7 protein-coding genes are annotated in these 15,151 nt (G+C 57.7%); 5 read left to right on the plus strand and 2 right to left on the minus strand.

Features of this window, described 5'->3' with window-relative positions:
* Window positions 1-15: 15 nt before the first annotated feature.
* Complete coding sequence (locus tag J3U88_RS03500; RefSeq protein WP_207856757.1) at window positions 16-792, minus strand: outer membrane lipoprotein-sorting protein; 777 nt, start codon at window positions 790-792, stop codon at window positions 16-18.
* Window positions 793-889: 97 nt separating this feature from the next.
* Window positions 890-3,232 (minus strand): efflux RND transporter permease subunit, encoded by a 2,343-nt coding sequence (locus tag J3U88_RS03505; protein WP_207856759.1) that lies wholly within the window; start codon window positions 3,230-3,232, stop codon window positions 890-892.
* 429 nt (window positions 3,233-3,661) lie between these two features.
* On the opposite strand from J3U88_RS03505, the gene J3U88_RS03510 reads away from it, so the two are divergent.
* From J3U88_RS03510 to J3U88_RS03530, 5 genes are all read left to right on the plus strand, one after another.
* Entirely contained in the window at window positions 3,662-5,239 is a 1,578-nt protein-coding gene (locus J3U88_RS03510; protein ID WP_207856761.1) for a hypothetical protein, read from the plus strand.
* Window positions 5,240-5,247: 8 nt separating this feature from the next.
* A complete protein-coding gene (locus J3U88_RS03515; RefSeq protein WP_207856763.1) occupies window positions 5,248-8,307 on the plus strand; it encodes a poly-gamma-glutamate biosynthesis protein PgsC/CapC in 3,060 nt (1,019 codons plus the stop codon).
* Window positions 8,304-10,643 (plus strand): hypothetical protein, encoded by a 2,340-nt coding sequence (locus tag J3U88_RS03520; RefSeq protein WP_207856764.1) that lies wholly within the window; start codon window positions 8,304-8,306, stop codon window positions 10,641-10,643. The genes J3U88_RS03515 and J3U88_RS03520 overlap by 4 nt, the downstream gene beginning before the upstream one ends.
* Window positions 10,624-11,550, plus strand: a complete 927-nt coding sequence (locus J3U88_RS03525; protein WP_207856766.1) for a hypothetical protein — start codon at window positions 10,624-10,626, stop codon at window positions 11,548-11,550. The genes J3U88_RS03520 and J3U88_RS03525 overlap by 20 nt, the downstream gene beginning before the upstream one ends.
* A 549-nt stretch (window positions 11,551-12,099) precedes the next feature.
* Window positions 12,100-14,862, plus strand: coding sequence for a serine/threonine protein kinase (locus tag J3U88_RS03530; protein ID WP_207856768.1), 2,763 nt, complete (start codon window positions 12,100-12,102; stop codon window positions 14,860-14,862).
* The last annotated feature ends 289 nt before the right edge of the window (window positions 14,863-15,151 follow it).

Here is a 15,151-nt window from a genome sequence, read left to right on the forward strand (position 1 = left end):
AACCTGAACCCCATCTTAACGGGCACGCTTCAGGCTGTTTTGGTCGAAATCGCGGTCGCCGAGCCCGGTTTGGAAGGCGTATGCGTGGAACACCAGCTCGGTTTTTTTGCCGGTTTGGTGGTTCACCATCAGCCAACGGTCGGCACGCCAGAATTTGTCCAAATACTGTTGGTAATCGTGGTAGGTCAGGGTTTTGAGCAAGCTGTCCTTGCGGTCGTAGTATGCGATTTTCAAGATGCGGTATTCCGCCTGGTCGTACCACACGATTTGGCGGGTGTAGCCGGAATCGGGATCATTGGGGAAGCGGGTCACCTTGAACGCGGCCTGCCCGTCCACCGTTTCCTCGCCCTCGTAGGCGTAGCGGTACTTTTCCACCTCCTGCGAGGTCAGGTCCTCGTAGGCGAATTCACTGCCCATGAAGGGGCCGGACTTGTTGCTTGAGGAAATACGTTTGACCCGTTTCAGCGCGGGCAGGTACAGCCATTGGTCGTCCTGACCGACGCGGTGGGTGAAGGCCAAAAAGGCGGTGCCTTTGACGTCGCGGGGATGGTCGAACAGGATCAACAACTTATCGCCGTCGTCCGCTTGTTCCAAGGCGCGGTTGCGCATGTGACGGGTGCTCTGTTTGCCTTTGCGGTTGGTGAGGATCATGTCCATTTTGGAAACGTTGTCGCCAAAACCGGTGTCGCGGCGGTCCGCTTCTTGGGCGATCTCGAGGCCGCGTTGGGCCGCTTGGGCGTCGATGTCGATGGGGTTGGCGAAAAGAAGCAAGGTGAAAAGCAAGCTGGTCATTGGGAAAAACTCCTGTTTTTATGGTTGGGCGAGTGGTTGGTGGGGCGCCGGCGGGTTGCCCCGCGGTTACAAACCGCCGGCGGCGGATCGGCTGATGCTAGGCGGCGGGGACCGGGCGAGCCGGGGCGCTTGCTTTTTCGTTTTTGGGCTGCAACACCAGCAGCAGGGCCGGCAGCATGAAGAAATCGGTGATCAGGGCCAGGGCCAGGGTGATCGCGGTTAATTTGCCCATGCCCTCGTTCATGGCGAAGTCGGACAGCATCATGATCATGAAGCCGAGGATCAACACCAGCGTCGTCACCGTGATGGCGCGGCCGACCGTGCCGAAGGCGTAGCGAATCGCGCCTTCCGTATCCAAACCTTTTTCCCGTTTGGCGCGCAGGTACTTGCTCAGGAAGTGAACCGTGTCGTCCACCACAATCCCAATGCTCAGCGCGGAAACCACGGTCAGCCCAAAATTCACCTGGCCGTCCACCAGGCCCCAGATCCCAAAAGCCACCATCGAGGGCACCAGGTTGGGAATCAGACTGATCAGTCCGTATTTGAAACTGCGCAGGCTGATGATCAGGGTCAGGGTGATCAGCAGGAAGGCGAGCAGGGTGCCTTGGAAGGTGGCGATGCTGTTGGCAAGGGTCAGGTAGGAGAAAATCACCGGGATGCCGGAACCGGTGACCTGCATGTGGGTCGGAGCGTTGGCGCGCAACCAAGCCGCGCCTGATTCGACCAGGTCACGCATCTCCTGGGAACTCGCGTTTTCGACCGTGACCACGAAACGGGTCGCCGCTTTGTCGATGTCGATGCGGTTGTTGAGATCGAGCCCATAGGGCAACGACATTTCGTAAAGCAACAGGTACTGGGCCGAGAGCTCGCGCGAGGCGGGCAGGGTATAGGCCGCCGCGTCGCCGCCGTGCATGTTTTTGTTGAGGCGTTTCATGGTATCGCTGAGCACGTCAACATGAACCACCTTGGCTTGCGCGCGGTACCAGCCCGCGAAGTGTTCAATGGTTTGCAAATAATCGGGTTCGGAGATCCCGCCGGTCTCCGCCGCGGGCAGCGAGAACTCGATTTGGTAAATGCCGGTTAAGTGCTCGGTGGTAAAATCGGTGGCGGCGCGAAAGGGGATGTCGGTATCGAAGTAGTTCACAAATTCGTCGTTGAGTTCGTTGTTGGGGATCATCGCGGCAAAACCAAACACCACCAAAACCGAGACCGCCAAAACCGGTCCCCGCCGGGCAATAATGAAGTCGGCCAGCTTGTCCATCAACGGGCTCTCCTCGCCGCGCGCTGTGACCCGCAAGGGCAAAATCGCCACCAAGGCGGGCAACACCGTGACCGACATCAGAAAAGCGGCGGCCACACCAAAGCTGGTAATATTGCCCAAATCGTTGAGCGGCACCACGGCCGAGGCATTTAAGCTGAGGAACCCAACAAGGGTGGTCAAGCTGGTCAAAAACACGGGTTGCATGTTCAACCGCAGGCTCTCAATGATGGCGGTCTGTTTGTCGGACCCGGCGCGCATCTGCTGCAAAATGCTGACAATGATGTGGATACTGTCGGCAACCGCCAGCGTCATAATTAAGGTGGGTGCAATCGAAGACGGCGGCGACATGGGAATCCCCAACCACGCGGTGAACCCCATCGCCGCCATGACGGACAGGCCGACCACGGTTAAGGTGGCGACGGTCCCGGAAACGGAGCGCAGCAACAAGGCCATCACCAGCGCGATCACGGCGAACATCAACGGCATCAAGGTGGCCATGTCGTGCATCGCGGCTTCGTCGAAGGCGTTGTTGAGCATCAAAATACCGGTTAGATGGATGTCCACCCCGGGGAATTGGTCGCCCATCGTCGCCGCAATCTCCCTTGCCCGCGCCACGGCAGGCCTTTGTTCCCCCTGCTTCACTCCTGGCAATTCTAGGGTTACGTTGATTCCGGTGGCGGTGGCTGCGGGGTTGATCAGCCGGTGACGCAACAAGGGTTCCGTCGTGGCGATTCCCGCCGCGTAAGCCCGCTGTTCGCTGCTAAGTGAGGCGGCGTCCTCCACCAAGTCGGCCACGATCAGCTCGTCGCCCTCGGCCTCGGTGTGTTGGTAGTTGGTCATGGAATCGACGCGGGTCGCGAAAGGAATCTGCCAAGCCGCCTCGGTCAACGCTTCAATCGCGGCCAAGGTGTCCGGCTCAAACACGCCGCCTTGTTTCGGGGCCACCACAAACAAAATAGTGTCATTTTTGTTATAGGTATCCTGTAAATCGTTGTAGGCCAATAGTTGCGGATCGTCGTCATTAAAGAAATAGCGGTAGTCGTCGTTGATGACCAGGGCGGTTGCGTTGGTGGCAAGCAAAACAACGCCGATCACACCAAACACCAAAATCGGGAAACGGAAACGGATGACGGCCGTGGCGTAACGGGTGATCCATCCAGGGGCGGCGGGTTCAGTCATGGGGAGTCCCTCTCAAAAAATGCGGAACGATCGTTCCTGAATGAAACCAAGATAAGGTTTTAAGAACAATCAGTCAATAAATAAACGTAAACAAATAGCGAATGCCTTGCGTGTGAACCTGCATGAAATGATTCAACAATCTAGAAATGAGTGACTTGAGAGGGTAGGGTGGCGATCAGAAAAATCTAAAAATATAGAACATTCGTTCTTTAAATTTGTCATCTTCGCCGACGATCTGTTCGTCGCGCGGGAGACATACCCGCTTACAGGGCGCGGCGGACCGCCGCCCAAAGGTGTCGCGGTCTTACACCGAAAGCGAATCGCGTGAGCCGGGTCACGCTCCGGCGGCCAGGTGTGGGGGGCTTTTTCACGGGGTGCGTAGCGGGAGGAAGTGCACATGTTTCCTGCTGCTTGCAAGGTGGAACCCAAATGAATCAACTGCCCACAATGCTTTACCTCTTAAATCCCGGCTTGGATCGGCACCAGGGTGTGGTTTCTCTAAAACCGCTGCTGGCCGGCCTGCTGGTGTTCGCCCTGCTCGTGATCTCGGGCTGGGGCACCGCCGTTAACCAAAAATTACGCCAGTACGCCGCCCTCTTCACGCCCGCGCCCACCCAGGCCTCGGCGCAGGTCATGCTCTTGGGTGATCGGCAGACCACCGACACACCCGACTGGTCCTTATTAATGAACCGCATCCTCGAGGCCGAACCGCGCGGCGTCGTGTTCCTGTTTCGGCCCGACGCCGAACCCGCCTTTTTTCAACAGGCCGCCCAATCCGGGAAGGTCGCTTTTACCGAACCGCTGTCCCCGTTGGATGCAGGCCGTGACCGCGAGCAGGCCGCCCAGGTTTACCGGGATCTGACCGGGGTAACCTTGCCGCCTTGGTTTTCCTTGGCGCCGGCGACCGCACCCGCCGCCGTTCCCGCCGCGACCTATCGCCACTTACTCGCCGGCCGTGTGCCGCGCGAAACCCTGCGTTCCAGTTGGGTGGTGGTTTCACCCCCCGACGCCCGTTACCGGCCCGCCGCGCGACGTCTCCTTCCCGACGGCACCGCCCACGACGCCGACGTCCTCTTCGCCGCCGGCCTGGGTGCCTTGCTCAACGGCAACTGGATCACCCTGCCGTCGCCGCTCCAACGGCTCGCCCTCGTCCTCGCGGGCATGATCTTAATCGCCGCCGCCGGCCAGTTCCTCTACATCCGCGCCTTCCTCAAGGTGACCCTGCTGTTTGCCAACAGCGCCCTGTTCCTCAGTTGGGCGTGCCTGACCGCTTTCGATCTGTGGCTACCGCTCGGCGACATGCTGCTCTGTCTGGCCGTCCTGCTCGCGGTGTGCCTGCTGCAACGGTACTTCCTCATGATCGAACGGGTGCGCCTGTTCCAATTGGACTTCGCCGCGATGGTCCAGCGCTGTCTGCCGCGTGAGGCACTCCACCACCGCGATCCCTGGCAATGGGCGGCGGGATGGCTGGGCCTGGCTTTGCCGCGGGCGCGTGGCCTGTTGTTGGAATTGCGCAACGGCCGTTTGGTCCAACGCGCCCTGCTCGGGGACGGCGCCGTGCCCGTCACCACCCAAAACCAAAACCCCGAACTGCCGCCCTACAGCCACGCGCTGCGCAATCTGGCGCCGCAACGGGTCGACCACTTCATGGCCGACGGCGAGGGTGAGGCCCAGTGGCTGATCCCGCTGACCACCGGTCGTCGCCGCCTCGGCTTCCTCCTGATCGGCCTGCCCGCGGCGCGCGAGGCGGATGCCGAACAAAGCGACGCGGCCCGTTTGGCCGCCGTCGCCGACACGCTCGCGGGCTGGCTCGATCAGCAAATCGACGAAAACGGGGCTTGGTCGCGCCTGAAACGCCTGCTCGGTTTCCATGTCGACGCCGCCTGTATGATTCCCATGCGTGCCCACACCGCGCTGCTCGAGTTGTTCCTGGTCCACGGTCGCGAGGGCGCCGCCTCAACCCCGGCCAAGCTGCCCGCGCCGCGCCGCGTGCAAGCCGGCATGTGAGGTGATCCATGGAATTCAGCGGATGGTTTCCGTTGCATCTGTTCCCCAGCGCCGGTTTGGCCGAGTCGGTCATCACCACCGTCTGGATCGGTGCCATGGTGGTGGTGTACTTCAATCAACGGTTCGGCTGGTCGCTGTCCGGCCTGGTCGTTCCCGGTTACTTGGTACCCCTGTTGGTGCTAAAACCCGTGTCCGTCGCGGTGATTCTCATCGAAGGCGTGGCCGCCTACCTGCTCGTGCGGCTGATTTTTGCCGTGCCCGCGCGCCTCGGCTGGTGGCACCTTGTCTTCGGCCGCGAACGCTTCTTCGCGCTGGTGCTGGCGAGCATTTTTACCCGCATCCTCTTTGATATCTGGCTATTACCTTTGTTTGCCTCGTGGCTCACCAGCCATTGGCAGCTCTCCTTGGAATTGGGCGCCCAGCTCCACAGCTTTGGCCTGATTATCGTGGCGCTGATTGCCAACCACTTCTGGAAGCCAGGACTGCGCGGGGGGCTGGTTTCACTGGGTGGCAACCTGTTCACCACCTTTTTGATCGTGCGTTTTGTGCTGCTGCCGTTTACCAACTTCACCCTCGGCAACGTTGCCTACCTTTACGAGGACTTGGCCGCGTCGATTATGGGCACGCCCAAGGCCTACATGATTTTGGTGACCACCGCGCTCATCGCCAGTCGTCTTAACCAGCGCTACGGCTGGGAATTCAACGGTATTTTGATTCCGGCCCTGCTCGCCTTGCAGTGGTACCAACCGGAAAAAATCGTGCTTTCGTTCCTGGAAGCCGTGCTGCTGGTCGGTGCCGCACGCCTGTTGGTGCAGACGCCGTTGATGCGTTCGGTCAACTTGGAGGGCGGGCGCAAAATCCTGTTTTTCTTTAACCTGTCCTTTGCTTACAAGGTGTTGGTCAGCATCGCCCTCGCCTGGTGGTGGCCCGAGTTTAAAGTGACCGATGCCTTTGGGTTTGGCTACATGCTCTCAACCCTGGTCGCCGTCAAGATGTACGAGAAATCGCTCGTGCTGCAAATGGGTCGCGCCACCTTGCAAACCGCCTTTTACGGTGCCGTCGCCGCCAACGTGATCGGATTCGCCTTGTTGGGTGTGTTGCCCGCCAAGCAGGCGGTGGTCAACCGCGCCGATCAAGCGGTTCCCGCATTACAGGGCGGCTTGATGGAAGCGCTGTACAGCCAAAAGCCGTATTTTTACCAGGCCGCCGCCGAACCAGGGAAGGGCCTGCTTTTGGAAGGTGACGATCCCGACGGCGCGGCGGCCTGGCTGGCGGAACTGGAAACCGCCAACCAATGGTCCAACCGGGCCGCCTTGGTGGCCCAACTGCACCGTGCCGAACATTTTGGGTTCCAGGCCCAGCGCTTGGAAAACCGCTATGTGCTGCTCACGCCCGCCGATCCGTCGCGCCGCTCTTTTGCGTTGGTGCTCGACGGCCGCGGCACCGAAGCCATGGTGGTCCAGGTCGCGCAAAGTGTGCCGCGCCCGGAAACCCTTCAGGCCGGTGTGTTGCTGGCCGCCAAACTCAAAGCCAAACGTTTTATCGTCCACGCCGATTTGGCCCGTCGCGGCGATCACGCGGTGACCCAGATGCTGCACCGCGTCGGCGGTGACGACGGCTTGGCCCTGATCCGGGTCGGCGGCAAAAGCGACGGCACGGACCATCAGCTCACCACCTCGGCCCGCCTGCATCCCGCCCTCGACGCCGTACAGCTGACGCGGTTGTTTGACGGCGCCCCGTTGCGGTGGAGTGTCGCCGCTTCAGGCTTGCCGCCGTTGCCGGAGGGTGCGGTTCAGGTCGCCTCGGAACCCGCCGCCCTGCGCCGTTGGGTACGGCGTCAACGCCATCGCCGCGCCGCCTCGGTCCGGCAGGTGCAACACGGGCTCAGCACCTTTTTGTCGCAACGCCATGGGCGCGCCGCCGAGGTTCGCCCTAAAAAATCCGGTTTGTTGCGGCTGGAAGAAACCCAGTTCAGTGATACCGAATTGCTGACCCCGCTGCTGCGTCAGTTTTTGTTCCAGCCCGAGGGCGCCGAAGCCGACCACAACCCCGCCGATCAAGCCGCTTCACTCGGTTACCAACTCAGCCAAGTGCGCGCCGGCGACGGCCGTTTCGCCTGGGTGCTGCATCCTCGTCGCGCCACGCGCAAAGGTGCGACCCTGGTGGTCCGCCAGGGTGGGGCAAGTGGGTTCCACGTGCAGGTACCGCGCCCCTTCACCGAAAGTGGGAGCCTGGCTTTTGCCCTTGATCTGTTCCACGACCTGGGTGCCGATACCTTGCTGGTCGGTGATGATCGCGACGCCGGCGACGGCCGCAACCGCGATGTGACCCGTTGGGAGAACCGCCGCACCTTGTACAACATCGCCCACCAGGTCCTTCTGCGCGAAAGTCCGCGGGCCGCCCGCGTGCTCCAGGTCCGCGCGCGTCGCGACCGGGGTAACCAGCCCGCCTCGGTTGCCGTGTATTGGGACAGCCTCGACGCCGCCGGCGGTCGGCCGCCTTTGCCCGAGGCGCTCACGCGTCTGGCGCCCTGGCCCGCGGCATCGGCCGTGCAGGTCGACGGCCAAGCCGACGCCGTGGGTTTGGAAGTTCACAACCTTTACCAGGCGCGGTACTTGGCGCAAAGCCCCGGCGATTCCTTGGCCGTGCTTTGGCTTTCGCCCGCCTTGCGTCGCCAATTCCGCGAGACGCGACTGCGTGCCGCCGAGATGAACCGTTACCGCGCCCTCGATTTACCCTTCCAGGAACGCGACTTCAGTCTGTGGCGCCCCACATGGTCGCCGCGTTCGGTTTCACCCGACCTGGCCGAGCAAGTGCGCGCTTACCAAGCCACCGGCGATATGTTGGTGTTGGCCGCGCTGCGCCGTCAGGGTTACCAACTCGCGTTTTGCGAGGATTTGGCGACCCGCCTCGGGTATTTGGCCGTGTACGACGATGCCGACCGGCCGCTCCTGCTGGTCAACCTTAACAATGACGGGAAAGGTGCCGCGCTGACGGCCGAGGACAACCTGGTTAGCGGCCGATTCGCCCAGCGCCAGGCCGGCATGATCCTGGGGAGGACATTGTGAGAACCCTTATTCGCTGGGTCTTTTTGATGATAGGTGGGCTCGTGATCTGGGTGTTGGTCCAAAGTGATCTGCGGTGGTTGGAGCCCGCCGGCGCCGGTCAGAATTACCAGCGCACCCGCGGCGCCACCCCCAGTTTGACCTATGCCTTGCTGCCGGAAGGGCGGCTTGAGTTTCAGCTCCCCGCGCAAACCCAAACCATGCGGTTGGTGGTGAACGGGGTGGTTCGCCGCGATCAGGTTGCCGAACAAGTCGGCCCGGTGGAACCGCGTTTTGCCCTGGCCTACGCATGGCATGACCGTGGCGGCCTGGTGCTGCACGAGGGGGTTTACCATTTTCGTGCGCGCGTCGTCGCCGAGACCGCCCACCAGCATCTGTTCTTTGAAAACCCGCGTCTGCTGCCCAGTGATCCCCGTGCCGCCGTGCCCACGCCGCCCGCCGAGGTCGGCCGTGCCGCCAAACTCGTCTTGCGTTTGGCGGAACACGACGCCGCCGTGGATCACCTCGTGGTGCGCTGTTACGCCGAGGCGTTGCTCGGCCCGGAAGAGGCCCGCCGCCAATGGCAACGGGCCTCGCCCGCGCAACGTCGCGAAATGGCCAAGGGCAATGTTTACCCGCCGTCCCGATTGACCGCCGAGGAACGGGCGGGCCTGATGCAGCGGCGTCGCCGACCCGTCGGCCCACTCGGGATTCAGGGCCGGGATTTCCGCACCCGCATGTTGTACGCCCTGAACGGGGCGCGCCTTGAGGAGGCCAACCAACCCGAGTCGCGCGAGGTTCCCGTCGGCACCGTGCTGGAACCCGGTCGCGCCTTGGCCTGGCGTTTGAGCGGCGACGAAACCGATGTCCGTTTGCAGGTGGTCCCGCTCCAAGAAAACGAGGTAACCGGGACCACCTGGGTTCCGGGCAGCGAGGGTGAACGAAAACAGGTCTGGCGGCCTGGCGCCGAAAGCCGCGTCATTGATACCCAAGCCGGCGGCCTGTTGCGCCTGCGCGTTTCGGGTGCGGCGCGCGTGCGTTTGCTGGTAAACAACAGCGAACTCCCCGTTGCCGGTTACCTGGTCGATCATTTCCGTGTTGGGGAAACGCCCCTGGAATATCGCTTCTTGGCCGAACAGGGTGCCGCCCTGCGGTTGGACCTGCGCGCCCCGCAAGGAAGCGAACCCCGGTGGACCTACCAAATTCTGGACGCGCGGGGTCGTGTGCTGCACCAAGGTCGACAGCAAATGGCGACGGGCCCGTCGCCCTACGCCTGGCTGCCGGCCGGCGCGCAACCTGCCGCGCCGCTGAATGAACCCGAACGCCGTTACCTGCGTTTGCCCGCCGGCGCCCGTGCCTTGCGTCTGCAAAGCGACCAACCACTGTATTGTGCCGCCTACGTGCAGCCCGGCGATTGGCTGCTACGCGAAGAAACACCGGGCGTTTTTAACCAGCAATGGTTCTCCATTCAGCCACCCGAGGCCGAGGCCCGGCGCGTCTCGGTGCAAATCGTCGAACAACCCGAGGCGGCCGCGGACGATTCCGGCACCTGGCAGGCGGAATCGCTGTTGCCGGACGGCGATTGGCTGGGCCACCATCTCTGGTTATCGCGCGAGGAGGCACCCTTCGGCGCCCATGAATCCCTGCGCACCGTTTACACCCAAACCCCGGTGGGCCGGGACTTGGACCTTCACTTCCCAGACGGCACCCAAAAAGATGTCATGCCCGCGCTGGTGGTGTTCCGCGAGTCCAAAAAGCCGTCCCGGATTACCTTGTTCCGCAACGATGAAGCCGTTTTTGCCCACACCTTGGCCGCGCGCCACGGCGACTGGCGCCTGCCGCCGATGCCCGCCGGTCCATCCCGTGTACGGATCGAATGCGACGATCCCGGTGCGCGGTTTTTCATCAACCAGCGCGAACCGCGCGGCGCTTTTAAACGCAAGCGCCTGGGCGGCCGACTCACCCGAAACGGATTGCGGTACAAGGTTCATAAACCCGGCAACGGTACCCGTGTGGTAAAAGGATGGTTGTTGACCCGACCCGATCTCAAAGAACCACCCCGTCTCCGGCTCACGCTGTCCGGCCCGTTCACCACCGGTGTCGCCGCGAGTGAATTCACCGCGCGCCGCCGCGCGTTGATGGTGCAAGCGGCACCCGCGCGGACCCGGCAGGCGCTGGCCGCCGACGGCACGGCCCTGTGGCAATGGACCCCGTTTTATGTGCCGCTCAAATCCGACTGCCCGGCAGGTGACTATGAACTGCACGTCGAAAGCTTGGATCGCCAAAACCATTTCCTCCTGCTCAACCAAATTTGGCGGGAGCAAGACACGACCTCGGCCCATGTCAACCACCTGCCCTAAACCTAGCCGCGTTTTTGTCCTGTTGCTCCTTCTGGCCGGCGGCCGGCTCCTCGCCCAGGAAGACGCCTTGTTCCAAACCCTTGAACAAACCTGGCGGGATGCAAGCGCGGCGGTCACGACCCGCGTACCGAGCGCCGAGGAGTTGGCACGCGTCGAGGCCTTGTTCGTGCGCACCCTGTCGGGCGAGCGCGACAGCGGATTGGTGGTCGCCTGGCGGCAATTCGGCTTCCGCTTCTATGCGGTCGGGGAAGGGGAAATCTGGGCGCTGCGCGACATCCGCAATTTCGGGCGTGGCTTCTACCTCTTTCGCCCACCCGGCGCCTTGCCGGTTTTGCTCCAAGCGCCCCACGCCTTTCACGACCTCGATACCGGCGAAATCGCCATGCGCTGGTTTGTGGAGGGCCCCTGGCTGGCCGGCGCCTGGAACACCGCCCATCGCTACGAGGTGCTGCCCGATCTCCGCCCCGTCGATTGGGTCGACCGCCGCGATCAATATGGTCAAGCGCTGACCGCGGCCGCCTTGAGCGTGATGTCGCGGGGCGTGATCGTGCAACTCCACGGCTTCGAGCAAATGAACCGGGTCACCCCGGCGGGCCGCGACGCCGCCGTCATTCTCAGCAACGGCCGCGAAACACCCTCGCCCGCGGTCTGGTCGCTGGACGCCTGTTTCGAAGGTTTCCAACTGGGCCAGGTGCGGGTTTTTGGCGAAGATGTGATGGAACTGGGCGGCACACGCAACCAGCAGGCATTGGCGGTGCATGCCGACGGCGGCCGGTTGTGGTTCCTCCACCTGGAAATGGACCGCCCCTTGCGACGCAACCTCGTGCGCGACCGATCCCTACGCGACGACCTGGCCGGCTGCCTGCTCGACCGCCGTCTCTGCGGTTATCCACCTCGCTCGCGTTAGGCTGGGAAACCAAGTGGCGATGATTCAGCCCGCTCTTTGACCTAAGAAGCGCGATAACTCGCGGTGATTTTGGCTAAACCTCTGGGCTGCAACGGCCTGTAAAAATGCTCACCGCACCCAACGGGTGCGCCTCCGCTTTTTCCAAACCATTTCGCTCCAGATCTTTAGCCAAAATCCCTGGCTCTTATCGCGCCTCTTAGGTTTGAGCATTCGGTTGGATGCAATCGCGCAAATAATGGTGCGAGATGTGGCGAGATATGGAGCGAATTGTTTAGAAAAAGCGTATCGGGTTCATATACGCGCGTATTAAGAAAATACAGTATATATTTTCTGTGTGTTACAGCCCGGGATTTTGGGCGTGTGCATCCCAAAATGTCGGGCTGTAAATAGAATTGAGGGTCGGGTGAGCACTTTTAACGCAAGGGAGATGTGGAGAATTGTATTTTTGTGATTTTGGTCACTGATGGAGCCGCGCTTCATTTACGCGATCATAGTGAACATGGTGCAGTTTTTGAAAACTGATTTGCTCTTCTAAAATGAGGTGTCAATTTGAATAATCATGAATGGGGCGATTTAGAGAGTGCATTTTTGTATGCCTGTGGATTAAAAGAAGAAGAGTTAAGGTCGTGGCTAGAAGAACTTGAATTAAATGATACGGCCTTAGCCTCGGAAGTTAAACGGCTTCTGCTCGCTGACGAACAAAGTGAAGGTGATGTTCTATTTGATCCGATCAACTTTACTAATCTAAAAATCTTTAATACGACTCTTCAAAAAGAACGCTTGGGTCCCTATGAGCTGGAAGAAGTTCTAGGCGAGGGTGGAATGGGTATTGTTTACCTTGCAAAACAAGCAGCCCCTGTAAAACGGAAAGTGGCAGTTAAGATTCTAAGGAGTCAAGGTAGTTCTAGAACGCATAAACGTTTTGAGCTTGAAGTTCAAGCATTAGCAATGTTGAACCATCCAAATATTGCGAGTATTTATGGAGCGGGAGTAACGCGTGATGGTTTGCCATACTTCGCAATGGAATATGTGAAAGGGATTCCTCTTGATGTGTATTGTGATGAAAATGATTTAGGAATAAATGAGAGAATTAAACTTTTTTCTAAGGTATGTCGCACGGTTCACTTTGCGCATGAACAGGGAATTATTCATCGAGATCTAAAACCGGCAAATGTTTTGGTCGTAGATGTAGAAGGCGATCCTCAGCCCAAAATAATTGATTTCGGAATTGCCAAGGCTGCGAATTATGGTGCCAACCTGGAATTTAGTTTCAGGCTAAGCCAAACAAGATTAACATTGCCGGGAATGGCCGTTGGAACCCTTGGTTACATGGCACCAGAACAAGCGATGGTGACCGATGCTCGTGTTGATGCACGGGCTGATATTTTTGCGTTGGGTGTGATCCTTTACGAGTTGCTTGTTGGATCATTGCCTATATCAGAACATGAAATGGAAAATTTGGGGCTTGATCGGATTTTTAAGATCATACGTGAGCGGAAGCCTGAGGCTCCGAGCAGAGCAGTCATTGCTTTGGCAATGAAAAATAAAAACGGCGTGGACAGAAGGGATCGGTTGAAGGCACGACAGCTCAGGGGTGAAATTGATTGGTTGGTTCTTAAAGCCCTTGAAAAAGACCCGATACTCAGATTTGGATCGGCACTGTCGTTGTACGAGGATTGTGAACGGTACCTGAAGGGAATTCCTATTCATGCTCGGCCACCAAGTGCTATTACAACGTTTAAGTATATAATTCTTAATAGATCTAAAAATTCGCTGCTGTTTTTCTTGGCGTTGTTTGGCGTGGTTTGTGGTTTAATTGGTGTGATTTATGGCGCAAAATTAGCTGGTGATAGCAAAGCAGAGATGGATCGACAAGTTTCTTTAGCACATGAAGGCTATCGAAGTATAGAGAGCTTGCTCGTAGCGAAAACGCCTCAAGCAAGAGGAAGAGAAAGAATGCTTGAGGATCAACTCGATGATATTCATGATGAAATTCCGTTGTTGTCCATATCTCCATTAACTCAATCAAAACTTTATCATACGATAGGTCTCAGCTATTTTAGTGTGGGTGAGACACGAAAGGCTAAAGAAAGCTTGAAAACATCATTAGCTTTAAAGGAAGAATTATACAGCACTCAAGATGTTGAATTTCTGGAAACGGCACACCAGCTTTGTTTAATTGAATTTGAAGGTGCTAACTTGGAAAATTCGCTCGATACATTTGATATTTATTTTCGTAATGCGAACATTCGACCTGAAAATGCCTTGATTGTAATTGAAACATTTTTAGCGAGTATTCAATCACACCTACTTCAAGGTGATATGGATGTTGCTAAAGATTTGTTGCAGGTTTCAAGAGACAGTATCGAGGATTTTGGTTTAGATGATGATGATCTTTTTGGGCGTTTTTTAATCGAAGATGCCAGAGTTAGCTTTTGGGATAATAAAGGTAGTGAAGCAGTTAGGAAAATATGGAAGGGTTTGTCCCGTTGGGATCACCAGAAGATTAGATCGAAAAACTATACGAAGGCGGTTTGGTTGTTGTCTTATTGTTATATTTTGACTGGCGATTTAGATCTGGCTGATCAAAAATATAGAGAAAGTGTTGGTTCTAAAGGTGAAGTGTCGGGAATTTTAGATTCTCAGTTTGTTGATTATCAGATGGATTATATGGAACAACTTTATACATCTGGCTACAAAGGTGAATTTCTTCTCGTGTTTTCCGATTTTACGAAAGGTTGGCATGCACGCTTGAGATTTTCAATTGAATTTAAAGAGCTTCTCTTTAAAGCTATTGATGCAGCTGTCGAGTTTGATTGCCTTCAAGAATTTATGCCGATTTTCACTCATGTGTTTAATGAAAGTGTTCAGGAAGCAGGTTTAGGCATTTTTGAGGAGTTATTATTCTTGAAGCTGGCTGAAATATCCTTGAAGGTAAATGAAAAAGACTACGCGGTGTCCTTGGCTACATTTGCTTATCATACAATGTCTCGTTATGAAGGTGAAGGAGGCCCGGCCTCTTATGCCTTTGCAAAAACTATTAGTGATGTCTATGCTAGTCAAGGCAATGTTAGCATGAAAGAATATTGGCTTTGTCGTGGGGAGACCTCATTGGAAAATTTTTCTTTACCTTTCGAGTGGCGGAGATCGGCAGGTGGTTTTGAAATCCTACGAAATAGAGTTTTTTATCAAAAAGAGGGTTGGGAAAAAGACCTAGAGCATCTTGTTCGAATATCTGAGGATGCATGGGGGGAAACGCATCCAAATACACAATCTATTTACCGGTTGAGAAAGAGAATTGTTAATCAATAAGATTTGGCTTTATCTCTTTTGGTTATTTGCCCGGCAGGTGACTATGAACCCTAAGAAGCGCGATAAGAGCGTGGGATTTTCGTTAAAGATCTGGAGCGAAATGGCTTGGAAAAAGCGGAAGCGCACCCGGTGGGTGCGGTGAGCATTTTTTCAGGCCGTTGCAGCCCAGATAGTGTGTTGTGGGTTTGAGTGCAAGGGGAAATCTCAGGTTCCACCGTTTTTGTTAGAGCCAGGCATACCCCGGCCTAGCGGCCGATGAAGCGGCCGTGTTCAGCGGGGGCATTTTTTC

Source organism: Acanthopleuribacter pedis (assembly GCF_017377855.1).
Classification (GTDB): Bacteria; Acidobacteriota; Holophagae; order Acanthopleuribacterales; family Acanthopleuribacteraceae; genus Acanthopleuribacter; species Acanthopleuribacter pedis.

Coding starts and splice junctions, on each gene's coding strand:
- J3U88_RS03500 (WP_207856757.1), bottom strand. CDS start 792: ATGACCAGCTTGCTTTTCACCTTGCTTCTTTTCGCCAACCCCATCGAC.
- J3U88_RS03515 (WP_207856763.1), top strand. CDS start 5,248: ATGGAATTCAGCGGATGGTTTCCGTTGCATCTGTTCCCCAGCGCCGGT.
- J3U88_RS03510 (WP_207856761.1), top strand. CDS start 3,662: ATGAATCAACTGCCCACAATGCTTTACCTCTTAAATCCCGGCTTGGAT.
- J3U88_RS03505 (WP_207856759.1), bottom strand. CDS start 3,232: ATGACTGAACCCGCCGCCCCTGGATGGATCACCCGTTACGCCACGGCC.
- J3U88_RS03525 (WP_207856766.1), top strand. CDS start 10,624: ATGTCAACCACCTGCCCTAAACCTAGCCGCGTTTTTGTCCTGTTGCTC.